This window comes from Microbacterium sp. A8/3-1 (genome assembly GCF_040267695.1).
GTDB classification, from domain to species: Bacteria; Actinomycetota; Actinomycetes; order Actinomycetales; family Microbacteriaceae; genus Microbacterium; species Microbacterium luteolum.
Genome location: NZ_CP158357.1, coordinates 4,307,174 through 4,331,136, shown reverse-complemented (window position 1 = coordinate 4,331,136; position 23,963 = coordinate 4,307,174). Strand labels below are relative to the sequence as shown.

Annotated in this window: 21 protein-coding genes; 4 read left to right on the top strand and 17 right to left on the bottom strand. The window is 64.8% G+C overall.

What is annotated here, in order from left to right; genetic code table 11:
• Window positions 1-13: 13 nt before the first annotated feature.
• From ABS642_RS21265 to ABS642_RS21250, 4 genes are all read right to left on the bottom strand, one after another.
• Window positions 14-1,207, bottom strand: a complete 1,194-nt coding sequence (locus ABS642_RS21265; protein ID WP_350351658.1) for a cytochrome P450 — start codon at window positions 1,205-1,207, stop codon at window positions 14-16.
• A complete protein-coding gene (locus ABS642_RS21260) occupies window positions 1,204-2,541 on the bottom strand; it encodes an MFS transporter (RefSeq protein ID WP_350351657.1) in 1,338 nt (445 codons plus the stop codon). Before ABS642_RS21260 ends, ABS642_RS21265 begins: the two co-directional genes overlap by 4 nt.
• A 106-nt stretch (window positions 2,542-2,647) precedes the next feature.
• Window positions 2,648-4,054, bottom strand: coding sequence for an aminomethyl transferase family protein (locus ABS642_RS21255; protein ID WP_350351656.1), 1,407 nt, complete (start codon window positions 4,052-4,054; stop codon window positions 2,648-2,650).
• A gap of 128 nt (window positions 4,055-4,182) precedes the next feature.
• Entirely contained in the window at window positions 4,183-5,175 is a 993-nt protein-coding gene (locus tag ABS642_RS21250; protein WP_350351655.1) for a LysR family transcriptional regulator, read from the bottom strand.
• 113 nt (window positions 5,176-5,288) lie between these two features.
• On the opposite strand from ABS642_RS21250, the gene hpaD reads away from it, so the two are divergent.
• Both hpaD and ABS642_RS21240 read left to right on the top strand, forming a co-directional pair.
• Window positions 5,289-6,230, top strand: a complete 942-nt coding sequence (gene hpaD / locus ABS642_RS21245) for a 3,4-dihydroxyphenylacetate 2,3-dioxygenase (protein ID WP_350351654.1) — start codon at window positions 5,289-5,291, stop codon at window positions 6,228-6,230.
• 28 nt (window positions 6,231-6,258) lie between these two features.
• The gene (locus tag ABS642_RS21240; protein WP_350351653.1) at window positions 6,259-6,981 is read left to right on the top strand and encodes a fumarylacetoacetate hydrolase family protein; all 723 of its coding nucleotides are present in this window, start codon (window positions 6,259-6,261) and stop codon (window positions 6,979-6,981) included.
• A gap of 42 nt (window positions 6,982-7,023) precedes the next feature.
• On the opposite strand, the gene ABS642_RS21235 is transcribed toward ABS642_RS21240, so the two are convergent.
• The 7 genes from ABS642_RS21235 to ABS642_RS21205 form a co-directional block, all read right to left on the bottom strand.
• Window positions 7,024-8,490 (bottom strand): aldehyde dehydrogenase family protein, encoded by a 1,467-nt coding sequence (locus ABS642_RS21235; RefSeq protein ID WP_350351652.1) that lies wholly within the window; start codon window positions 8,488-8,490, stop codon window positions 7,024-7,026.
• Between the two features lie 2 nt (window positions 8,491-8,492).
• On the bottom strand, window positions 8,493-8,885 hold the full coding sequence (locus tag ABS642_RS21230) for a carboxymuconolactone decarboxylase family protein (RefSeq protein WP_350351651.1): 393 nt from the start codon (window positions 8,883-8,885) through the stop codon (window positions 8,493-8,495).
• Window positions 8,886-8,895: 10 nt separating this feature from the next.
• Window positions 8,896-9,720: an alpha/beta hydrolase gene (locus tag ABS642_RS21225; protein ID WP_350351650.1), complete on the bottom strand. Its 825-nt coding sequence runs from the start codon at window positions 9,718-9,720 to the stop codon at window positions 8,896-8,898.
• A 13-nt stretch (window positions 9,721-9,733) separates the two neighbouring features.
• The gene (locus ABS642_RS21220) at window positions 9,734-11,044 is read right to left on the bottom strand and encodes an LLM class flavin-dependent oxidoreductase (RefSeq protein ID WP_350351649.1); all 1,311 of its coding nucleotides are present in this window, start codon (window positions 11,042-11,044) and stop codon (window positions 9,734-9,736) included.
• 13 nt (window positions 11,045-11,057) lie between these two features.
• Window positions 11,058-11,894, bottom strand: a complete 837-nt coding sequence (locus ABS642_RS21215; protein ID WP_350351648.1) for an alpha/beta hydrolase — start codon at window positions 11,892-11,894, stop codon at window positions 11,058-11,060.
• Window positions 11,895-11,997: 103 nt separating this feature from the next.
• Window positions 11,998-12,993, bottom strand: a complete 996-nt coding sequence (locus ABS642_RS21210) for an ABC transporter permease (RefSeq protein ID WP_350351647.1) — start codon at window positions 12,991-12,993, stop codon at window positions 11,998-12,000.
• A 48-nt stretch (window positions 12,994-13,041) separates the two neighbouring features.
• A complete protein-coding gene (locus ABS642_RS21205; protein ID WP_350351646.1) occupies window positions 13,042-14,553 on the bottom strand; it encodes a sugar ABC transporter ATP-binding protein in 1,512 nt (503 codons plus the stop codon).
• 204 nt (window positions 14,554-14,757) lie between these two features.
• On the opposite strand from ABS642_RS21205, the gene ABS642_RS21200 reads away from it, so the two are divergent.
• Window positions 14,758-15,297: a TetR family transcriptional regulator gene (locus tag ABS642_RS21200; protein WP_350351645.1), complete on the top strand. Its 540-nt coding sequence runs from the start codon at window positions 14,758-14,760 to the stop codon at window positions 15,295-15,297.
• Window positions 15,294-15,821 carry a TetR/AcrR family transcriptional regulator gene (locus ABS642_RS21195; protein WP_350351644.1) on the top strand — a complete coding sequence of 176 codons (528 nt, stop codon included), beginning with the start codon at window positions 15,294-15,296 and terminating at the stop codon, window positions 15,819-15,821. Before ABS642_RS21200 ends, ABS642_RS21195 begins: the two co-directional genes overlap by 4 nt.
• Before the next feature lie 5 nt (window positions 15,822-15,826).
• Here ABS642_RS21195 and ABS642_RS21190 read toward each other — a convergent pair whose 3' ends face one another.
• The 6 genes from ABS642_RS21190 to ABS642_RS21165 form a co-directional block, all read right to left on the bottom strand.
• Entirely contained in the window at window positions 15,827-16,576 is a 750-nt protein-coding gene (locus ABS642_RS21190) for a riboflavin kinase (protein WP_350351643.1), read from the bottom strand.
• A gap of 427 nt (window positions 16,577-17,003) precedes the next feature.
• Window positions 17,004-20,561 (bottom strand): MobF family relaxase, encoded by a 3,558-nt coding sequence (gene mobF / locus ABS642_RS21185; RefSeq protein ID WP_350351642.1) that lies wholly within the window; start codon window positions 20,559-20,561, stop codon window positions 17,004-17,006.
• Window positions 20,562-20,761: 200 nt separating this feature from the next.
• The gene (locus tag ABS642_RS21180; protein WP_350351641.1) at window positions 20,762-21,904 is read right to left on the bottom strand and encodes an alpha/beta fold hydrolase; all 1,143 of its coding nucleotides are present in this window, start codon (window positions 21,902-21,904) and stop codon (window positions 20,762-20,764) included.
• The gene (locus ABS642_RS21175) at window positions 21,901-22,929 is read right to left on the bottom strand and encodes a DUF6545 domain-containing protein (RefSeq protein ID WP_350351640.1); all 1,029 of its coding nucleotides are present in this window, start codon (window positions 22,927-22,929) and stop codon (window positions 21,901-21,903) included. The genes ABS642_RS21180 and ABS642_RS21175 overlap by 4 nt, the downstream gene beginning before the upstream one ends.
• Window positions 22,926-23,390, bottom strand: a complete 465-nt coding sequence (locus ABS642_RS21170; protein ID WP_350351639.1) for a hypothetical protein — start codon at window positions 23,388-23,390, stop codon at window positions 22,926-22,928. The genes ABS642_RS21175 and ABS642_RS21170 overlap by 4 nt, the downstream gene beginning before the upstream one ends.
• 59 nt (window positions 23,391-23,449) lie before the next feature.
• Entirely contained in the window at window positions 23,450-23,881 is a 432-nt protein-coding gene (locus ABS642_RS21165) for a hypothetical protein (RefSeq protein WP_350351638.1), read from the bottom strand.
• Between the last annotated feature and the right edge of the window lie 82 nt (window positions 23,882-23,963).

Genomic DNA, 23,963 nt, shown 5'->3' with positions numbered 1-23,963 from the left:
GATGTGCGAAGGTTCAGTGGTCCCAGGTCACGGGGAGCTCGCTGGCTCCTCGGAACACCCAGCCGACGAACGACGATGGTCGTCGCATATCGACCTTGAGCCCCGGCAGCTCCCGGAACAGAGTGGGCACCGCCGTTTCACCGATCGACAGCCGAGCCGCCCAGTGCCCCGCGCAGAGGTGCACTCCGCTACCGAAGGCGAGGTGCGGGGTTCTTCCGCGCGCGAGGTCGAAGAGCTCGGGGTTTTCCAGGTGCGCGGGGTCCCGGTTCGCCGCCCCGACGACGACGCCGATCGAGGCTCCGGCCGGCAGATCCACTCCCCCGAGATTCGTCGCACGTGTCGTCTCTCGTGGGTACATTCCGATCGGCGAGATCCAGCGGATGGCTTCATCGAAGACGGCCGGCCACAGCGTCGGATCATCGAGCACCGCTGAGCGCTGAGACGGGAAGATGCTCAGAGCGTGGACCGAAGTGGTGATCGCGTGCTGCGGCTCGTTCATTCCCCCTGAGATCGCCAGCTTCACGTTGGCGGCGATGTCTTCGCGGCTCAGGTCACTGTTCGCGAGGGCGCTGAGGATCGAGGCGTTCGGCTGCGCTCGGTAGCGCGGGATGAGATCCGCGAGCGCGATCTCGACCTCGGCCTGAGATGCCTCCGCCTCCTGCCAGAGACCCGGATCATCGAGCAAGTTCCCCGTAGCGGCGACGAAAGAACTCGACCAGCGGCGCATGTCCTCGACGGATGCACTCGGAATCCCGATCAGGTCGATCAGGTTCTGCGAGGCTACGGGAGCCGCGAAGTCCCGGTCGAGATTGGCCGCATCGGGTCCGATCTCCTTCAACACGTCGACGTACTTCAGAGCGGTCGCCGCGAACCGCGGCTGCCATGCCTGCTTCAGAGAGCGGGGCCTCAGTACGGGGTTCAGGGGTGCTCGATCTGCGGCATGCTCCGGATCGTCCTTCCGCAACATGGGTGTGCCTCCGAGAGCACGCACCATGGTGGCACCGGCGCCGGTCACCGATGCACTGAACAGCTCCTGATCCTCCTCGACGGCGCGGCAGAGATCGTAGCTTGTGACGAGGTAGCGGCTGAGGGCGGGAACCCATGCCACCGGGACCTCGGTGGTCAAACGCCGATAGATCGGATAGGGATCTCGCAGCAGCTCCTGAACATCCACCCAGTCTGCCACCGGTGCCTCGACGACGGTCATGAGAGATCTTTCCCCGGCTCGTCGCGCAGAACCAGAACGGCAATGAGGGACACCACGATCATCGCCACGAGATAGACGCCCACGGACGTGATCGTCCCCGTGCCCTGCAGGAGCGCGGTCGAGATGAGCGACGCGAACGCACCGCCGACAATCGCACCGAGCGCGTAGGAGATGGCAACGCCGGAGTACCGCACCTCGGTGGGGAACGATTCCGCGTACCACGCCGCCTGGGGTCCGTAGGCGACGCCCAATCCGACCGAGAAGAGCACCACGCCGAGAACCAGAGGCCCGAATTCCCCGGTCTCGGTGAGCCAGAACAGGGGGAAGACCGCGAGTCCGAGCAGGACGTAGCCCACCACGTAGACCGCCTTCCTGCCCACCAGGTCAGAGAGGAATCCCCCGAGAAGCGTGGTCACGAACATGGTCGCCCCGCCGATCGTGATCGCGATCAGCACGAGTGTCGGCGCGAGCGCGATGTCGCCGTCCGGATTCGTGGCGTACGCCGAGAGGAATCCGCCGCTCGTCATCTGCCCTGCGGCGTTGTTCCCGGCGAAGATGAGCGCGGCGAGCACGACCAGGCGCCAATGCCGTCGGAAGAGGATGGCGATGGGCATGCGCTCCCTCGACTTCGTGCTGCGAAGTTCGACGAACGCGGGACTCTCGTCGACCGAACGACGAATGATGAAGGCGATCGCCACGAGCACTGTGCTGAACAAGAACGGGACTCTCCATCCCCATTCGAGGAACGCGTCTCCGGGCGCGATGACGCCCGTCATGAGCGCGTTGATTCCCGTGGCGAGGAGCAACCCCAGGGGCACACCCAGCTGAGGCATCGATCCCGCCAGCCCACGACGCGTGGGCCGGGCATGCTCGACGGCCATGAGGGCGGCACCGCCCCACTCGCCTCCGGCAGCGAGTCCCTGGAGGATTCGCAACAACACCAGGAGAACGGGGGCCGCGAGGCCGATGCTCGCGTATGTCGGAAGGAGCCCGATCGCTGTTGTCGCCACACCCATGCAGAGGAGAGTGGCGACCATGACCCGCTTGCGACCGAGTCGGTCTCCGAAATGCCCGGCGAGCGCCGCTCCAAGAGGCCGGAAGAGGAAAGACAGGCCGATGGTCGCGAAGGAGAGGAGGAGCCCCGCGCTGGGCCCCGCGGGCTGGAAGAACTCCGGTGCGAAGATCAACGACGCGGCGAGCGCGTAGATGAAGAAGTCGTACCACTCGAAGGCGGTTCCGACCAGAGTCGCGACGAGCACTCTGCGCCGGGAGGACCCTTTATGCGAGCGAGTGGCCGAGTTCACACTGTTCGTGTTGAGGACATCGTTGTCCATGGTTACCCCTCTGCGAAAGCGAGAAAGAGATGGATGTCAGAGCACGGAAGCGGCTCTGATCATGTGGCTACGGGCGGCCGACCGAAGCGTGAGCCGCCCGAGACGATCACACGGAGACCGCGGCCGTCCGCCATCCGGTCTGGTACTCCTCGCGTGCCACGACCGAGTAGGGAACCGGGCTGACGATGGCACGAACGGCCAGCTGCTGGTGCCGCTCCACCGTCGCCTTGCGGCTGCCTCCGTCCGGCTCGCCCCAGATCACGCGCACCTCGCTGCCGATCGGAACATCGGGGTTGATCGTGCCGAGCGAAAGCGCTCTGCGCTCGTTCGCGCTGAATCCGGTCCACATCGAGAAGCCGACATTACGGTCGTCCCCGTCGAGCACGGAGTCGAAGTTGAAGTAGCCGTAGTTCGCTAGGGGCAGATCGAAGTACTTGTAACCCGTCCCCTCATCGCTCAGCATCGACGTGAAGATCTTGCCCAGGTCCTCTGTGTTCCACGCGAGCGTCACCTTCTTCCGCTGAGCCTCGACGTCCACTCGCTCGAGCGCGCTGCGGCCGATGAAGTCATGGTCGAACTTCACGAACGACCCGTATCCGAGTTCCCAGGGCGTGAGGTAGTAGTCCTCGATGTTCGAGGACACGAAACTGCCGGCGATCGCGTTTCGCGCCTCAGCGCTCGTCGCAGGCAGCCACTCGCGGTAGGCACGGAGATCCGGGTCGGTATAGATGCCAGGAAGCGGGTCCGGGATCCAGCCGGACTCGAGCGTGTTGGTCGGGTACGTGCGTCCCCCGGATGCGCGCAGGCCGAACTCCTCACCGGCAGCCATGATCGCCTCCCGCACCTTGACGTAATCCTTGTACGGACCCCACAGCTCGAGCCCGGGGACGCCGGACATGCCATGACGCAGCGTTCGCGCCTTCGCTCCGGCGATCGTCAGGCTGCTCATGTGGAAGAACTTGAGCTTCTCGACGGGGCCACCGTTGAGCTTCTCGATGATGTCCCAGGCGCGCGGTCCTTGGATCTGGAGGCGCCAGTGGACGCGATCCACGGGCTGTCCCATCGGATTGGTGGGCGACCGGCGATCCAGTTCGATGTCGACGTCGTAGCGGCCGACCTCGGCCTGGTACCGCAGCCAATTCTGCGCTGGCGGTCGGCCAATGTAGACGAACTCATCGTCCTCTTCTCGGAAGAGGATCCCATCGCCGATCACCCATCCCTGTTCGGTCACCGAGACGTACTGCTTCGCGCGGTTCACCTCGAAGTTCGCGACGCTGTTCACCGCGGTGTCGGAGATCAGCTTGAGCGCATCCTTCCCCCGGATGAGCAGGGTGTCCATGTGATGTGTCTGGTCGAACAGGATGGCGCTCTCGCGCCAGGCCTGCTGCTCCAGACGCCAGTTCGAGAACTCCGAGGAGACGACCGGCACGATGTAGGCGTCATTCTGTACGTTGCGGAGATGGTCGACGGGGTTGACGGCCGCATCGAGGATCTGCTGGAGGTTTGCGGGCATCGTTGCACCTGTTCCTGAATTCCGAGGACTGTATGAGGTCGCTTGCAGCGACTCCTGTCAGTCTTCGTCTCAATCAAGATAGATGTCCAATACCGGATGACTCTCATAGATATACATCTCTTGAATGGCTACTGCCCCAATCCACCGTCGCGAAGAAGGGACTGTACGCGAGCGACGGCGGGGCTCGGCACGAGGTCCCGCCGCCATATCGCCGCGATCTGGAGTGCCGGCAGAGGAGGGTCTATCGCGCGAACGGTGAGCCCGCGGGCACCGAACACATTCTCGCCGAGATCGGGAAGAACGGCCGCGCCCAGACCGGCGGCGATCAGAGGGATGGCGCTCGGGATGGAGTCGACCGCCCTTCTGCCGGCGGGTACCACCGCCCGCGCCGACATGACGTCCTCCACGATCTCAGACAGGCTGGGCACCGCGAATGCTCGTCGCGGCATGAACAGGGTTCGCCCGGACATCTCGTTCAGCGCGACGGGATCGGGCAGGCCTGAGTCCGACGTGGGGAAGACGGCGACGAGAGGGAAATCCCCGCAGGGCACCACTTCCAGCTGCCCTGGCTGATTCTCCGCGAGACGACGATTGTCGGCGGAGATCACGAGCGCGATGTCCACCGTTCGATGGAGGATCATATCCAACGCGGCGAGCGGCTCGGGATCCGTCAGGCGAAGATCGATCTCAGGGAACTGCTCCTCCAGCTCGCGGGCGAATGCAGGCACGCGACTCCACATGAGCGACGGTACTGCCGCGAGCGTGACGCGCCCGCGGGTTCCGGCTGCGTGGCGAGCGACGCTGTCGCTCATCTCTTCGACATCGCCGAGGATGCGTTGCGCGAACTCCAGGACGTTGCTACCCGCGCTGGTGACTCGTACGCCGCGCGCGGAACGGATGAGGAGTTCGACGCCGAGCTCCCTCTCCAGTTGCCCGACGGCGAGGCTAAGGGGCGGCTGGGTCATGTGCAGGACTCCTGCAGCGGCGGTGAAGGATCCCGACTCGACCACCGTCACGAAATACCTGAGCTGCCGTAGCTCCATGATCGACCTCCAACTACACATCTCGTGTATGCCAACGATACTGAATGGGTTCTTGTTGTATGACGTGATCCCGGTCATCCTTGACCTGACGGGGCTGTCGAGACGACGGCCCCCGCCGTCGAACGGAGGCAATGATGCTGCCAGTGTGGAACAGGAATCCGCCATTCACCATCACCCGAGCCAGTCATGTGGTGCTCACGGTGAGAGACCTCGACCAGAGCGTCGCGTTCTACACCGATGTCATCGGGCTCATCGTCAGTCGTCGAAGCGACGACACGGTGTGGCTTCGGGGGATCGAAGAGGCTTCGCACCACAGCCTCGTGCTTCGCGCGACGGATGGAGCGGCATTCTGCGAGCAGATCGGTTTCCGAGTGCTCGAGGACTCGGACATCGACAAGGCGGAGGCATACCTCGGCGGACTCGGATTGAGCGTCGAGCGGCCGACGGTCGCTCATCAAGGCCCAACCCTGCAGTTCATCGACCCCCTCGGCCACCACATCGAGTTGACATCGAGCATGGATGTGGTCGAACGCAAGTACCAGGACTTCCACGAGCACCGTTCGGGGCAGCCCCAGCGGCTCGATCATTTCCAGGTCGTCACGCATGATGTGCAGGGGGCAACGGACTTCTACGCCGACCTCGGATTCCGGCTCGCGGAGTACACCGCCAAGGACGGGACCGATGAGCTGTGGGGCAGCTGGACGGAAGTGAAGGGGAACACGCACGACTTCGTCTTCACGAACGGACGCGGCCCCCGTATGCACCACTTCGCTTACTGCGTGCCCGATGTCTCGACGCTCATGCATGCAGCCGACGTCGCGGGGAGCCTCGGCCACGGCGAGCAGATCGATCGCGGACCCGGGCGGCACGGAATCAGCAACGCTGTCTTCCTCTACCTGCGCGATCCCGACGGACATCGAATCGAACTGTTCACGAGTCACTACCAGGTCATCGACCTCGAGACGCCCCCTCTCCGATGGGATGTCTCGGATCCTCGACGGTCGCAGCTGTGGGGGATGCCCGCGTCCAACCGCTGGTTCTTCGAGGCGAGCGAGTATCCGGATCAGCCGGTCCTCGAGCCGCTCCTCAGCGCGACTCCTGCAACGCTCGAGAACTATCTCGCCATTCACTGACGTCGACCGTCGACAGGGAGACACCGCCGTGAACCCGAAGGACCTGCGACCGGGCAAGATCATCGCCGTGCACATGAACTACCGCAGCCGCGCGGCCGAGCGGGGCAGAAGTCCGGAGAACCCCTCGTACTTCCTGAAGTCGCCGACCACTCTCTCGATCTCGGGGATTCCTGTGGTCCGGCCGGAAGGATGCGAGTTGCTGGCGTTCGAGGGGGAGATCGCGCTCGTCCTGCGCGATGTGCCCCGCAATGTGCCTCGCGACCAAGCATGGGCATATGTCGATTACGTCACCGCGGCGAACGATCTCGGTCTGTACGATCTGCGCTACGCGGATCCCGGCTCGAACGTTCATTCAAAGGGCTTCGACGGGTACACACCGGTCGGACCGGACCTGCTTATCGGGGCCTCGATCGACCCGCGACTCCTTCGTGTGCGGACCTGGGTGGATGGGCGCCTCGTCCAGGACGCCGACGACAGTGATCTGCTCTTCGACGCATCGTTCGTGATCGCCGACCTCTCGCGCGTGACCTCGCTCATCGCAGGCGACATCATCCTGCTCGGAACTCCGACAGGCTCGAGCGTGATCGAACCCGGTTCGGTCGTCGAAGTCGAGGTCAGTGCGGGTGCCGCATCCACCGGTCGGCTGCGTTCCCCCATCACGCAGGGAAGTGGCCCGTTGCCCGTCGTGGGAGCTGCTCCGCGAGCTGATGACAGCGCGCGAGAAGCGGCCTTCGGCAATTCTCAGTTGTGAGCGGAGCGGGGACGGCGTCGTCCGCCCCCGCTCCGCTGGCCGTCATGAGTGTGACGAGACGACGTTCACCGTCTTCACGCGTGTGTTGGCCTTGAGCCCCTCGAGCCCGAGCTCTTCCCCGATCCCGCTCGACTTCACACCGAGCCACGGCACTGCAGGATGCGGCGGCCCCCACGCGTTGACCCAGACCACTCCGGCATGGATCTCGCGGGTGAAGCGACCGATTCGAGAAGCGTTGTTGGTCCACAGCACGGCAGTGAGACCGTAGGCGTTGTCGTTCGCGAGGGCCAGCACCTCGTCGTCGTCATCGAAGGGGATGACCGTGCCCACGGGGCCGAAGATCTCCTCCCGTGCCACTGTCAGTTCGTTGCCACCGACGAAGATCGTCGGCTCGACGAAGAGACCTGGTCCCTCGACGCACCCTCCGCCGGTGATGAGCTGTGCGCCTTCCTCTCGAGCGCTCGCGATATAGCCCAGGACGCGCTCGAGTTGCGCGGGATTGATCAGAGACCCCATGGTGGTCTCGGCGTCGAGCGGGTCGCCGAGCACGCGGCTCTCCGCCTCGATCTTCAGGAGGTTCACGAAATCATCGAGCACACTCCGATGCACGTAGATGCGTGATGCTGATGCGCAGGTCTGCCCCTGGTTGGCGAAGATCGACAGCGCCGCCACAGGCGCCGCCTTCTCGAGGTCAGCGTCCGGCCAGATGATCTGGGGAGACTTGCCCCCGAGTTCGAGTGTCACCTTCTTGAGCGATGCGGCCGCCGTCGCCGCGATCTGCCGCCCGACCGAGGTAGAGCCCGTGAAGGAGATCTTGTCCACTCCCGGATGCTGCGTGAGCGCAGCGCCGGCGTCGGTCCCTGAACCGGTGACGATGTTGACGACGCCCGCGGGGAAGCCGGCCTCGATGATGAGTTCACCCAGCCTCAGAGTGGTCAAGGATGCATCCGGGGCCGGCTTGATCACGATCGTGTTTCCCGCTGCGAGTGCGGGTGCGAGCTTCCAGGACGTGATCATCGTCGGCGCGTTCCAGGGGGTGATCGCTGCCACGACGCCGAGTGGTTGCCGCACTGTGTAGCTGAAGCGGTCCTCCCCGCCGAACGGTGGAAGCGTGAACGTGCTCCCCGTCAGTTTGTCGGCCCAGCCGGCGAAGTGACGCAGAACATCGACCACCAGGGGAATCTCCGCGTAGAACGCCTCACCGAACGGTCGACCGACGTCCACCGCCTCGAGCGTCGACAATCGCTCCAAATCTGCTTCGACCAGATCGGCGAGACGCCAGAGCAGCTTTCCCCTATCGGCACCCGAGGTCTTCGACCACTCGCCGTGGTCGAACTGGGCTCGTGCCGCTCGGACTGCGGCATCCACGTCTCCCACTGTGGCCGCCGCGATCCGACCGAGGGATTCTCCTGTCGCAGGAGCAACGACTTCGATCGTCGCGCCGTCGGACGAGCCGATCCATTCGCCATCGATCAGCAGCTGTGACGGCGGCATCGGCACTGACACCATGATCAGTCGGCTTCATTCTCGCGGAGGACCTCACCGGCGATACGGAATGCCTCGACACCGGCCGGGATTCCCGCATAGACCGAGAGGTGGATCAGCGCATCCTTGATCTCCTCTGCGGTGACGCCGTTCTTCAGCGCTCCGCGTACGTGCAGCCGGAACTCGGCCGTTCTGCCGAGGGTCCCGATGATCGCGAGGTTGAGAAGGCTTCGGTCACGGCGACTGAGCGTCTCGCGCCCCCAGGAGGCACCCCAGCAGAACTCGGTGACGAGTCTTTGGAAGTCCGCTCCGAACTCGCCGGCATTCTCGAACGAGCGCGTCACGTACTCCTCACCCACGACCTCGTTGCGGATTCTCAATCCCTTGTCGAAGGTCGTCTCTCCGGTGTTGTCAGACATGGTCTCCCTTTCAGTTGGTGCGGTGGCCGGTGGTTTCCAGGTCGCCCAGGTGGTGTGCGAAGAACGCCGCGATCGCGCCGATGATCCGCGGTGATTCGAACGCGTCGTCCTCGTGCCCTGCGCCCCCGAGGATCCAGAGCTGAGAGTCCGCCCCGGCGGCAGTCAGCGAGTTGTGCAGGCGCTCGCTCTGTGCGACGTCGACGATGCGGTCCCGGTCCCCGGTCATCACCAGAAGAGGTGATGCCGAGATCGACACCTGACTCAGCGGGTCCGCCTGCCGGTGGATCGGATCGTGAATATCGAACATCCCGCCGAGCAGGGCATCGAGCTCCCCGGAATCCAGGATCTCCCTCTCCAATGCGGTTCCCCTCGACATCGCGTCCAGGTCGACGGCAGCGAACCAAAGCACGGCGGCATCGACGGAGGGCCGCTCGTTCGACTCAGGGACCCCCAGAGCGAGCAGCGCGGCGAGATGCCCCCCTGCGGAAGCCCCCCACGCGCCGATCCTCGAAGCGTTGACACCGAGTTCTCCCGCGTTCTCGCGCAGCCATTCGATGGCTGCCCTCGCGTCGTCCCGCTGCGCAGGAAAGCTTGCAGCATCGCTGAATCGATACTCGACCGTTGCTACGGCGAACCCGTGGGCGGCGAGGGCAGCAGCGCGCTCTCGCTCTCGGTCCGTCCTCTCACCCGATTGGAACCCGCCTCCGTGAAGATAGACGAGCACCGGCGGGTGGCCCTCTGCAGGATCGGGAAGATGGATGTCGAGCCGCAACCGACGGTCATCGACCGTTCGATAGACCAGGTCACGAACGACCCTGGAGGCGGAGGCGCGCATCGTCTTCCCCGCTTCAGACCACGGGCTCGAGGCGACCAGGCAGGTAGGACTCCGTGACGTCTACTCGACGCCCGTCGACGATGGCCGTGGGACGCGGGGCATCAGTCGGGCGCCTCGCACCGTACTCGGCGGCAGAGCTGTATCCGATGCGATCCTCCTCGGTCACGACCGGCTTACCGTCGGCGGCACGGAACTTCGGCATCACCTCTTGAGCGAACAGGGCCATCGACTTCTGGACGAGCCATTTCGGCTTGACACCGGTCGTGAACGCGATGAGGGCGCGCCCGATACCGAGCTCGTCGATGGATTCCTGAAGCATGCGTGTCACGGTCTCAGGCGACCCCGCGATCAACCAGTGATTCTCGAGGAGCTCGTCGTACTGGAGCAGCTCTGTGGGCGTGGAGCGGTAGCCTCCGCCTCGCATGGCTCGGATCGAGGCGGCCGAGACGTATCCGGGCGGGAAGTTGTCATGTCCCACAGAGCGGAAGAAGTTCTGGAAGTTCCACAGCTCGAAGGCTTCGACTTCCTGACGCGCCTGCTCGTCCGTCTCAGCCACGTGCACGTTGAACAGGGCCGCGCTCTGACGCGGATCCGGCTCATATCCCTCCGCGCGACACAGATCACGGAAGCGCTCCATCGTCTTGATCATCGCCGGACGGGGAGAGAGGGCATTCTGGTAGCAATGCCGATACTTCGCGGCCCGCTGAAGTGTCTCGATCGAGCCACCACCCGGCAAGATGCACTCGATTCGGTGCATCGGTTTCGGCCAGAGGTTGACGTAGGGGACGTTGAAGAAATCGCCCTTCCACTCGAACGGCCCCGCCGTGTACAGAGCCTCGAAGAGCAGGTCATGCGCCTCGGCCATTCGCGCACGGGCGGTGGCGGGGTTGATGCCTACGGAATGGTGTTGCATGCCGTGGCCCATGGGCAGACCGAAGATGAGGCGCCCGCGAGACATCGTGTCAAGCATCGCCAGTTCCTCGGCAAGGCGAATCGGATTCTTGTAGGCGTTGATGATGGGACCGTTGACGACGATCTTCATTCGGCTCGTCCGCCCGGCGAGCCAGGCTCCGAAGAGCATCGGATTGCCGCCGAGGCCGATCGGACCGTTGTGCTGCTCGCTGAACACAGCACCGTCGAAGCCGGCGGACTCCAACGATTCGAGCAGCTCGAGCTGCGTCTCCATCACGTGTTGACCCTCGATGGGGTCGTAGTAGTCGTTGGGGAGGTCGATGTAGTTCGACTTCCGATCTCCTGCGTATGGGACGTTCTTGTACGCCCCGTCGATGAAGCCGAAGAGCTCGATTCCTTTGTACTCGGACATGTTTCTCCTCGGTTCAGTCGTGCTCGATGATGTGGCGGGCGATGACATCGGCCACGTCGGCCGGCTGTTCGAGCGCCACGCGGTGCGATGACGACTCACCGTCGGCGCCCTCGACCACCGTGAGTCGCGCGTCCGGGATGAGCTCGGCGTAGCGCTCAGCCATGCGGTTGCTCGCGAACCTGTCCTCCTCGACCCCGAGCACGAGCGTGGGGGCGATCACGCGCTGCAATCGGGTGTCCAGCTTGCGGTCGTATCGCGGGTTCCAGGTGAGCAGAGCCAGCGCAGTCGACTCCCCCAGCGCCTGGATCGCGTCCTCGAGTTCGTTCTCCTGACTCAGAAGGTCGGCGTACCGCTCTTGTCGGCCGTTGAAGTAGATGTGATCCTTCTCCGCATCGTCCAGACGGAAGGCATCGACGCTCTCGACTTCACGGAGCCTCAAGCCCAGTGGGGCGATGAGAGAGACGCTCCCGAATCTGTCGGGGTAATAGGCCGCGAGGTTCGCAGCGATCCACGCACCGACAGAATCGCCTATCAGATGCACGCGCCCCAAGCCGAGCGCCCGGAAGAAGCCCTCGTAATGCAGCACCCAGTCCGTCCACTCGTCGAAACCTGCACCGAGTGGGGTGTCACCGAATCCAGGATGCTCCGGAGCGATCAGATCGACGGATTTCGCCAGTTCCTGATGCAGCGGGAACCAGCCTCTCGTGCCCACCTCCGCGTGAAGGAACACCGTCGTCGGCCCATCGCCTTCACGGCGATACGCGGTCGGAACTCCGTCGACCTCGATGACCTCGGGTTCCGTCCAGGTCGACCACGATCGACCCACGAACGCTGATACCGGCTCTGTCACGATGGCCTTCCCTCTTTCTGTCTCCGAATAACGGAGTGTAGGACTCGATATTTGAAGTTTAGGCCAAGGTGTGGGCCCCGGTCAATGAGAGCCGCTCGCCGACTCAACTTGTCCTGCGGCGCGTCCACGCATCGACCGCGACCGCGACCAGGATGATGATCCCGCTGACCATCTGCTGGTAGTTCGGATCGACTCCGAGCAGGTTGAACCCGTTCGAGATGAGAGCGAGAGTCAGGACGCCCACGATGGTTCGCCAGATCGCTCCTCGTCCGCCGAGGATACTGTTCCCTCCGATGAGGATGGCCGCAAGCGCGTCGAAGATCAGCCCTGAACCGCTCGTCGCACTGACCGAGAGACTGGTGCCGGCGGTGAGAACCGCCGCGAGGGCGGCTGCACCACCGGAGAGGACATAGGCGACGATCAGGGTGCGATTCACCGAGACGCCGGACAATCGGGCTGCCGACGCATTGCCGCCTGTGGCGTACGCGTGGCGACCGAAGACGGTGAGGTTGAGGAGCACGGCGCAGACCACGGCGAAGATGATCAGCACCCAGCTGGCGGAACGGAGGCCGAGGATCGTCGTGTTCGCGGATGACGCGAAAGCGGGATCAGCGATGATGATCAGGCCCGACCCGCTCAGCGCCGTGGCCAGCCCGGCGTATGCGATCATCGTTCCCAACGTTCCGACGAACTGATTGACGCGCCCGACGCTGACCAGCACCCCGTTGATCAATCCGAGCCCGCAGCCGACGACGAGGCCGACCAGGATTCCCACCGGAGCAGACGTCTCATTGCTGACGAGGGCCGCCGACACGCCCGCGACCGCAAAGATGGCCGCCGCCGACAGGTCGAATCCGCCGGCGATGATCACCACGGTTCCGGCGCAGGCGATGAGACCGAGAGCAACGGCCCCGTTCAGCACGTTCCGGAGGTTGTCGGCAGTGAAAAAGCTGTCCGTCGTGAATGTGAGCACCAGGAAGAGGATCACGGGAAGGATCCCGATTCCGACATCCCTCAGCAGTGCGACCCGGCGCTGGCGCGTTGCCGCGGCCGACGGAGCACCGGACAGGACCGCTGCAGTGTCAGTTGTGATGGTCATGATGTCCCTCGGATCGATGACGTGAAATGGCAGGGCACTGATGACTGATCAAGCGTTCGACGTGGTGCCGAAGGCTGCGGCGAGCACTCGCTCCTCGCTGGCTTCCTCTGCAGCGAACTCGGCCACAAGGCGACCGCGCCGCATGACGATCACGCGATGCGCGAGGCCGAGCACTTCCTCGACCTCGCTGGAGATGACGATCACCGCCATCCCGTTCGCCGCCAAGGACACCAGAAGTTCATAGATCGCGCGTTTGGCACCGACATCGACACCGCGCGTGGGCTCGTCCACAATGAGGACCTCGGGCCCCGCCATGAGGCACTTGGCGAACACGACCTTCTGCTGATTGCCGCCCGACAGGCTGTCCACGACCGCCTGATCACTGCTTGTCTTGATCGCGAGGTCGGCGATCAGCGCGGCGACTGCGTCGCGCTGGCGGCGCCGGCGCATGAACCCGAGAGTGCTGAATCTCTGCAAACAGGCGAGCGCCGCGTTCTCGGCGACGGATCGCATCATGATCAGGCCGTCGTGCTGACGACTCTCGGGCAGCATGACGAGACCGTGGCGGATGGATGCTGCTGGTGATCCACGCAGCGCACGACCGCGCATCGTGACGCGACCGCTCTCGTAACGATCAGCTCCGAAGATCGCGCGGACCACCTCCGTGCGCCCGCTTCCGATGAGACCGGCGAGACCGACGATCTCGCCCGGCCGCACATCGAACGACACACCCTTGAAAGACCCTGTCAAGCTGAGGTCTCGTACCTCGAGGAGCGGCTCCGAGTCGGGCGCGCACTGCACGCGCTCCGGAAACGCCAGATCGAGCGAACGACCGAGCATGCCTTGAACGAGACTGTCCTGCGTCTCCTCAGACGATGGCCCCGTGCGGATATGGCGGCCGTCACGCATGACTGTGACGACATCAGAGATCTCGAGGACCTCTTCAAGGAAGTGCGAGATGTAGATGATGGTGGTCCCGCGGTCTCGCAGCGAACGGATGATGTCGAAGAGCTGCTCGGACTCCACCATGCTGAGCGGCGCGGTCGGTTCATCCATGATGATGAGTTCGGCGTTCCTGGCCAGGGCTCGGAGGATCTCGACCTTCTGCTGGTCGGCCAGACGAAGCGAGCTGACGAGCGCTCGCCCGTCGAGATCGAATCCGCTGCGCTCGAGGAGCTCGGCGAAGCGCCGTCGCTGCTCACCCCTCCGGACGAACCCGGCTTGTCGCGATTCGGAACCAAGGAATACGTTCTCCATCACCGAGCGGTGAGGAACCATCGCGAGTTCCTGATCCATCATCGCGATTCCGTCAGCGAGCGCCTGGCGAGGGGATCCGTAGGAGACTTCCCGCCCACTCACCATCAGTCGACCGCCGGTAGGACTGATCGCCCCCGCGATCAGCTTGCTGACCGTCGACTTCCCGGCGCCATTCTCGCCGACGATCGCGTGCACAGTGCCTCGGCGGACCGCGAGGCTCACCTCGCGCACAGCATGGATTCCGCCGTAGCTCTTCGAGACGACATCAAGTTCGACGTGCGCGTCTTCAACCGCTGCTGTCACCGTCTATCTCCTTCAGAGGTCGGGTACGAAGCAGGTACGAACGAGAGGCGGAGCCAGTGGAGAGGAGATTCTCGTGCACCATGTGATCGCTTTTCGGAACGATAGCATCGAATATCGGTCACGGCAACGGTGCTGCATCGAATGTGGGGAGCTCGTTACGAGCAGATCTTGACCGCCTGACCTTTCGGATGGGAGGCTGGCTAGATGGTAGCCGATAAGCGCGCGGACGTGGTGCAGAAAGCGCTGGACGTTCTGCGGCGCGGGGAGCCGATATCTCTCGATTCAGCAGCGCGAAGGGCAGGGATGACCAAGCCTGGCCTCATGCACTACTTCCCGTCCAAGGAGGCTCTGATGCTCGGCCTCCTTGATCATGTCGCTGAACGGTGGGCAGCCGGGCTCGCGTCTTTCGTACCGGCAGAGGAGGTGGACTCCCCGAGTGCGACGGCTCGCGCGCTGGCCTATATAGACTTCGCCTTCCTCGGAGAGTTCGACCAGGCTGACACCGTCGTGTTGAGCGACCCGAAGCTCAGGGAACGCCTCGTGGCGCGCTGGATCGAACTGATGAGCCCGTGGATCGAGCTTGCGGACGAGGTTCCCGAATCCGAGCGTGATCAGCTCACCGCTGCTCGTCTGATGGCGGACGGAATGTGGATGGAGAGCGCATCCAATGAGCTCGCACCGGGTAGCGATGCCCGCGAGCGCCTGCACGCTCTCGCTCGGTCACTGGTACTTTCCTCGACATGACCGCACGTGATCGTATCCTCGAGGCAGCGCGTTCACTCCTGATCGCCGGTGACACAGTCACCTTGGAATCCGCGGCGCGCGCGTGCTCGCTGACGAAGCAGGGAGTGATGTATCACTTCCGAAGCAAGCAGGCGCTGATGCTCGCGCTCGTCGATCACGTTTTCGAGAGATGGCAGGTCGGCCTGCTGGACACCCTGAGCGTGCCATTCGAGGAGTCCACGACCCGCGAGCGACTGAGCGCCTATGTCGACTACGTGTTCACATCCGAGTTGGACGAAAGCGATCTCGTGTTGATGAGCGATCCGCGACTCCGCGGATCGCTCGGAGACCGCTGGAACGAGCGGCTCGGACCGTGGTTGGCGATCGACGCAGACGTCTCAGAGGAGCAAGCCGCCCGATTCGGCGCGGCTCGGCTGATCGCTGGCGGGATGTGGTTCGCCGGGGCGTCCGGAATCTTCGCACCCGAGCCCGCAGAACGGGCCCGGGTGCATCGCATCGCGCGCGGCTATCTCGACCTGTCCTGATCGTTTCAATCTCTACGAGCGGCAGCGCGCAGAGCGGACGCCGTCGGATAGGCCCACCGCAGATATCCCTCGGGAAGTCCCGTCTGATCCGCCACCTTGCTGTGCGTGATGTCGTCGCCCCCTTCTTCCAGAAGCGCGCTGACCGCATCGGTGATGACGAGTTCGCGACGGGATCGACGACCCGAGAGCTCCGTCATCTTGTCGAGCACCGTCCTTCGAGACTTACGCCGCTCCGCCGTTGATCGGGCTCCGCTTGACCTTTCGCGCGACCTTGTCGCGCCGGCCGCGCCGATATGAACGAGCTCGCCGTGCGCCACGCCCCACGCTCGCGCGCTCTGCACGTCAGCCTCGAGTTGTTTCACGAGGTCCGACGGCCCCCTGAATCTTCGCTGCGGTCTCAGACGCTGATGGAGTTCGACCTCCAGCCGCATGCCGTAGAGCTCGGCGGCGAAATCCAAGAGAAATGCCTCAAGCAACCGAACACCCGTCGGCCCGTAGTACGTGGGCCTGCGACCGATGCTCACGGCCGCGAGATGCCGGCTTCCGTCGTCGAGCCGTACGATCGCGACCCAGACGCCGTCACTGACGGCCGTCGACGGGGGCAGCTCGATGTTCGCCGTCGGAAATCCCAGTGTCCGGCCGCGTTGATCGCCGTGCACGACCACCCCTGTGGCCACGAACACGCCACGGCCGCGCTCAGAGCGCGTTCGGACGACTCGAGTCGGGCTGTCACCTCGATGGTTCGAAGCAGTCATCAGCTTTCCCTTTCGTACGTCAATTTCGACGTGCGGGATAGCCTCTGCCCGAACTCGGAGACATCGCGCACCGCCGCGGGCGAGAGACTTTGACGTCCCACACAAGCCACCCGAGTTCTCCTCGAGGCGGGCCCGCAGCACCATGCGCTGCACTGTCATTATTGCGCCTGAACGTCGCCCACTGCAACGATCCTGTCGCGCGCAACCAGTGGCGGCGATGCTGGTGTTGCTCGCGACGCGTCCGCCCCAAACGGTTCCCCGTTCAGTTACCGCTTCGTTACCGCCACCGTCGTCCGGGACAAAACGAAGGCCCCGCATCCCAGTTTTTCCAAGGGATTCGGGGCCTTCGTGGTGGCGGTGACGGTGGGATTTGAACCCATCGTCGCCGCGCATGTGATGCGCAAACCTGGAGCACGGCTTCTGGACGTTATGCCGACGGCCCGACCCGCTGCGCTCTGGTGCGGCGGGCTCCCTGCTGCTCTGGCGGGTCAGCCTGGGCGAGGTTCTGTGCACGGTGGAGGGCGGCACCGGCGCGGGCGGCATCGATTTTCTGCGTCTCGGCCTCGGCCGGCGTCCCAAGAGGTGACGATTCGGTGATGCCGTAGCGGTCGCGGTAGGCGGCGATGGTGCGGGCACAGTAGCGCCATGCCCGGGCCGCTCGAAACTGCTTCGGTTGCATGCCGAGCTTCGTGATCCACTCGTGCTTGTCTGTGAGCGCGGTGTCGAGGAGGGCATCGGCGCGGTTTTCGATGAGGTCGCGCCGCTGGGTCAGCGCCTGCCGCATCTCGGACGGCATGAAGCCTGTGGCTTCCGGGATGAGACCGGCGATTAGGCGCGGTGCCTTGCGGGCATGGCCGGCGCCCGGTGGGCGGGAGGTCGCTTTCGTGACGCGGTCGTGCAGGACGGTGGCGATGTCGTCGGCGTCGCCGAACCCGCGCGCTCTGACTAGGCGTGGCAGCAGGGTTTCGATGTCGTGCTTGTATGCCTCGGCCCGCCGTAGCTCGGCGGTCAGCGCCCCGAATGCGGGTGACGTGATCGCGTTCTCGGCATCAATGTGCCTGAGTCCTGAGGATCGGATGAGTGCGGCCCAGCGGTCGTGCTGTGCGGCGGCGGCCAGGGTTTCGTATTCGGCGGCGAGCTGGCCGATCGAGGACCAGGTGTCCTGCTCGGCGGCGATGGTCTCGTGCGCGGAGAGCTCGGCGCCGACGTGCTGCACCACCCCGAACAGCACGGACCGGGCGGTGGCCTCGGTGTTGTCGCCGGGGTGCGGTCCGTCGTGGGCGGGGTCGGGCTTGTCGACGGCGACGTAGGCGATGTTCTCTTCGCGGCCGCGGGTCATGGCGACGTAGAACGTCTCCCTGGTCATGGACGCATCCGTCAGGACGTGAGAGGAGTCCACGGTGATGCCCTGCGCCCGGTAGGAGGTGATGGCGTATCCGAGGTCAAGGTGTTCTGCCACGTACTCCGCCGGGACTACCACCGTCCCGCCCCATCTGCGTCCGGCCCGTCGGAGGGTGAGGGCGCCGTCGTCACGCACCTCGGCGACTGTCCATCTGTCGCCGTTGCGGACCCAGAACCGTCCGGCACGGATGCGGCGGTCGTTGCGGCGGGTGATGACGGTATCCCCGACCGCGGCGCGGGTGCCGTCGTGCAGTTCGACCTCGCGGCGTGCGTTCACGGTGCCGTCGAGGATGTGATCCGTCCGCGCCCTGTTGTTGAGGGCCTGGACGGATTCGTTGGAGTCGGTGACGAGGACACTGGACCGACCGGCGAGGGAGTCTGCCCGCCAGGCGGTGTAGGCGGCGGCGATCATGTCCTCGGATTCCCCGCCGATTACGCGGCCGTGCTCGGCGTAAGTGTCGATGGCTTCGGTGCGGCCGTGTCGCAGGCCGAGTGAGGCGGTCTTCTCCCATGGGTTGACGAACCTGTGCACATCGACCAGCTCGGGGGCGTCGTCGCGGTCGTGGACAAGGAGGGAGAACGCACCACTGGCAGTGACGGACTGGAGTTGGGCGTGGTCCCCGACCAGCAGCACCTTCGCCCCCGCTTCCGCGGCGAGGTTCGTGATGCGGTCGAGGGAGAGCGTGCCCGCCAGCGATGCCTCGTCGACGATGACGAGCTGCCCCTTGCGGAAGGTCTCGCCGGTGCGGTCGCGGGTGTCGAGCCACTTCGCCGTGTTCTCGGTCTGGATGCAGAGGTCATCGGCCAGGACCTGCGCGGCGACCGCAGATGGCGCGAGTCCCACCACGCTGCCGCGCCCGTGTTCGTGCTCCCACGCCCGCCGCAACGCCGACATCGCGGTCGTCTTCCCAGCCCCTGCCGGGCCGACCAGCACATCGACCACCCGACCGGAGACCGCGATCTTCGTCAACGCGACCGCCTGGTCGCCACCGAGCAGGCGACCCTTATCGTCGGGGCGCTTCGCGATGCGTTCGACGGTCGTCGGCAGCACGGTGGGTGCCGTGGTGGCGCGGGCGCGCGCGAGAAGGCGGTCCTCGGCGACCAGCAACGCCTGGGAAGAGAACAGCGCCGAATGCTTCGGTCGGAACACGCTCGTGCCATCCGGCCGGCGGAACGACGCCGGGCTCGATGCGAGCTCCGGTGGAGTCAGTCGCAGCGACGCGGCCTCGGCGGCATCGACGACCAGGCCAACGACGGCTTCGCGATCCTCGGTCGATGCGAACCGGTAGCTCATCGTCCGCCGCGCGGTCTCGGCGGTGAGGTTCCAATGGTGCCAGGTGGAGCGCTTCTCACCGACGGCCGCCACCACGTCCTGCCCGAGCGAGGCGATCACATCCAACGGTAGGTCGTCGGCGCGCAGCAGGAGCGGCTTCTCGTTCGCCGTCACGGTGCGCGCCCACGCGCTCGCGTCGGACCCGAGCACTTGTCCGGCGCGTTCCCGCCAGGATGCGGTGAGGTCGGCCAGCGACCGCACCTCCTTCTTCGGCCGCGTCGAGAGCGTGGCCTGTGCGCGGAGCTTCATAATCGTCGTCGGTGACGGCCGCCGCCCGCGCGCCAGGGCGTACTGGCCGATGAGGAGATCGGTCTCGGCGTCGATGTGCCGGGCACGGGTGGAGAACTCCGTGACCAGGACCTCCGGCACCGCAGTGATCGCCCACGCGGGGTTCCGGTCGCGGCCCCTGTCGCGCGCCTCCCACAAGGCACCAAGCATCCGGGTCAGCTGGTCAGCGAAGACCGCCTCGTGCAGCTCGGAGAGCGCGACCACCGCGGCATGCATCGGCCGGCCGTCCACCGACCGCCACTTGTTGTCGAGGACGGTCTGCACCTTGTTACTGATAATGACGTGCGTGTGCAGGTGCGGATCACCCGCTCGGGAGTCGTAGTGATCGAACGCCGTGGCGATCAGACCGCGGACGTCGACCTGCGCAACCGCACTGTCGCGGCCGGTTGCACCCGTGCGGGTGGCTGCAACCTCCCGCTCCATGAAAGCAACCACCTCCGCAACCGCCGCATGATGCGCGTCCGCGATCAACGCCTGCGTCCCCGCATCCGCGACCGCCCACAACACGCTCGCCGACTTCGGGATCGAGAACGTGAAATCGAACCCCGCCACCGCCCGCCGCGTCCCCCTCTCGGACTCCTCCGCCTCTATGGCAGCGGCGGCCTCGGCGACTGATGCCGGCCCGAGAGTTGGATCGAGTGCCACGGTGCGCGCCTCGACCCGCTCGGCCATGCTCCGGTATTCGGGATACGCACGGCCGAGCGGTTCACTGGTAACGGGGTCGCGACCCATGCCGACCAGCAGTTGGAGCTGAGCTTCGGAGACCTGATCGCCTACGCCGATCCTCCCGCTACCGAGCGCTGTCACCCCGCCCCCTAGCCAGCGGCCCGGCGGGGTGCCCTCAGCGTTGTAATAGCGCGTCAACGGGGTAGAGAGCGACCTGTCGCCGTCGCCGGCCGCGACGGTGCGCAGCAGGTACTTGTATCCGTCGCCGGCGCTCATCACGCGCATCGACACCGTCATGCGACCGCCCTTCTCCTCCTGCTCACCAGGTGAGCAGCAGCCCGCTGAAAGCGGGCTCCCCCTCGATCTGCAAGAGGCGTGGCAGCTGGTCAGCGCGGGGGCGCTAGCTCGAAGCCTCCAAGATCCGCGCGGGAACACCTCGCATGTAGCGCGTTGAGCGTGTGGTGCCTCGAACTAGCAGGCACAGAGATCGCTGCGCTTCAGTCGACGACCACTGTCGATAGCCAGGCGCTGACACTCGAACGCCAGCGCTCAGGGTCAGAATTCCATGCCAGCGAATGGCCCGCCTCGAACACAACGAGTTCGACGACGCCAGGACGTAAATCGCGGAGGGCTTCGGACACCGCAGGGGGGACCGAATCGTCCCGACTGCCGTGCAGGATCAAAGTCGGCACGGTGAGTTCTCGGGCTCGCTCGATCCAGTCCATCTCCCGAAGCGAGATGGCCCCGGGCAGCCCGGCTGTGCGAGCGAGCGGATCAAGCGTCAACCAGGGCAACGAGAGGCGGCCCGCCACAGCAGGCAGTCCGCTTCGTACACAATTGGCCTCGATCACTCTGATCCAACTGAGCACTGGAGAGTCCAGTACCAGCGCGGTAATCACCCCCGCAGAGCGCATCCGATCGGCAACGCGTAACGCAATGGCAGCGCCCAACGACCAGCCAAAAAGAACGATCCGCTCAGCACCCTTCTTGACCGCGTACTCGACAGCAGCCTCGACATCTTCGGCCTCCGAGTAGCCCAGCGTTGAGCGACCCTTTTCGGCCCTCGGCCCCTCGCCGTCGTTGTGCAAGCTGACGACGAGCGACGTGTAACCAAGCTCCGCAGTCACCTGCACGCCACGCAGCGTTCCGCGTCGGTTACCCCCCATGCCATGGACGTGAATCGCCCATGTCGCCGCGCGGTGCTCGCCGCCGGCGAGCCATGCCGGGGCCGGACCCGCGGGCGTACTGATGAAGACCTCCCGCACGCTGAGGCCCGCTGCCGCGGGGCCATCGAAGTAGATCCCGCTCCACGAAAAGGATGCCCCCAGAGATGGGAGTCGACCGGATGCGGCATGCGTCACGACCCGAGCGATCTGGCCAGGCCCTCGATCGATCACCTCGTCGGAGACTCGCACCCACTCCCCCGTTTCGAACCACAGGCTGAATATGCCTGGCGCGGCCGTGGAGCGAGTGCGGTCGAGAATCAGCAAACGCCGATCCCCGTCAGCCTCGATATCTCGAAGTCTCAAGTCGAAGGTTCGAGACCCGACCGCCGACGTTAACTTCCGAGCGAGGACCCAGCCGAGGCTCATCGCACCCGCACCGAGGAGCACAACGCTCGCTGCGACGATGCGCCTCATGTTCGGTCTCGTTCGTCAGGAGAGCGCGGCGCAACGACCGCGTGTTCTCCGTTGGCACCTGCGCCGCTGCTTCCAAGGAGGTGACGTTCCGCCTGCTCGAGTATCGTCTCTTCCGCTTTTGTGACCTCGAACGCAGTACGCGGGTCGATCATCGCGTCTCTGATCTCGACGATCTCACGGTGGAGGCGGCTTTCTTGGTCTTCGATGATTTGCGATGTCGAAGACTGCGCCATGCTGAGACCTGGCCGCGCTCGCACAGCCTGATGCCACAGCGAGTCCAGTCGCTGCAACATCTCGCCCGTTCGCGCGCGACGAGCCCGCTCCTGCAAGTTGCGGACCATCGGCTGCACCGCGAAGCCCGCACACAGGAAAAGAAAGGCGAGGAGAGACAGCGGCCCGTACGAAGCACCGACGGAGCGCATGAATTGAAGATTGCCGGTGACGTGAGCCAGATCCATGGTGATCACGGCGACGCTGAGCGCGATACCTGAACTCGAGCCGATGAGGAGTAGCAAAGCGGGAACCAGGTCCGCCCCTTGGCCGATGCGGAACTGCCTAATCGCCAGTGTGAGCATCGCACCCAAGATGATCCCGCAGTAGGTGAACACAATGATCGAGTAGGCCGCGACCCATGGCTGCGCACCGAGGTCGCGCATGAAGGTCACCGTCGTCCCCCCGCGATCGATAAGGAAAAACGCCATTGTTGTGCCGACGAGTGCGGTGAACAATGCGGGGCGACCGACCGCTGCGCGCACCAGCCGCGGACGGTACTCACCAGCCTTCATCGCCGCTCGCCCGAGGAAGAAGAGCCCGATGATCAGAAGGCCATCCGAAAGCAGCATTGCGTAATTCGTCGATCCCAGCAAACCATCGACGGCGACGTAGACAGCGTCGACGTTGAGAGTCATGGCGACAGCGATTGTGAGGGCAGCGTGGGTAATACTGCGGTCCGTCCGTCGGCATCGAAAAATGAGCAGGCTCGCCACGAGCACCCACAAGAGCGTCGCGATGAGCGCCTGGATCATCCGAAGACTTCCGAATAACGAGACTCCGCGAAAACAGACCCCCGAATACCCGCCGCGAGCCGGTCTGCCAGTGACTCCGCGGCAATCTCGGTCTCGGTGTCGAAATCTTGGCGTCTGAGTAGACGCGCCCTGGTGTGCGATGGGATGTCCGGCAGGAGAGCGTCCGCGACGGGACATTCGTCGCCGTCGCAATGTCCGAGCAGTATGTGCGCGAACTCATGCAGCACGAACTGTTGTTGATGCAGGACCGAGTCGCTGTGCGCATGAAGGATCACGTCCTCTGCTCCGGTCGTCAGCCATATTGCGCAGACGCCATCATTGTCGCCCAACGCACTCAGCTCGACGACGCGGAGGCGTCGTCGACGACGCTGCCTCACGGCGCCCAGCAACTCCTCGAACGTGAAGACGCTACCCAAGGCGAGGTTCGTCACGGCCGTCGTGACGGCCTGATCAAGGTTCACGGTGTGCTCACTCTCTTCGAGGGCATCTACCGGCGTCTACTCCGCTTCGGGGGACGTCGTCACTGCTCGACTGTGTGTGCCATTTCCTCATCAAGGAACTTGCTGATGGCTTGGAGCGCTCTCGGCGAGATGTCTCCAAGAGTGCGGGCTGCGTAGGTCTTGACCTTCGCAGCGCGCATGGAGCGCACAAGGTCAAGCTGCGCGCTAACTCTTGCCGGGACCACGGACCCATCCGCACCCAAGAGGAACTCGGCGTCGACGTCGAAGAATGCCGCTAGCCCCTCGAACACCTCCGGGTCTTGCACGTACCGGTGGCCGTTCACCATGTAGGTCCAGCGCGATCTCGACAGATTGGTGCCGCGGTCCCCCAAGTAGGCGGCAATCTGCGAGTACGTCGGTTCAGCACCGGACTCGGCGATCGCGACGTCAAGCAGCAGCCGCAGGCGTTTCGCGAGATCCGCTGCCGCATGCTTGCTCTCGTCTTCGGTCATGCTCGCTGACCTCCTTTGTGCATGCTCAATCTACCCGTTGAGCATGACCAAATCAACTGTTGCGCATGCTCAACGTCGATGT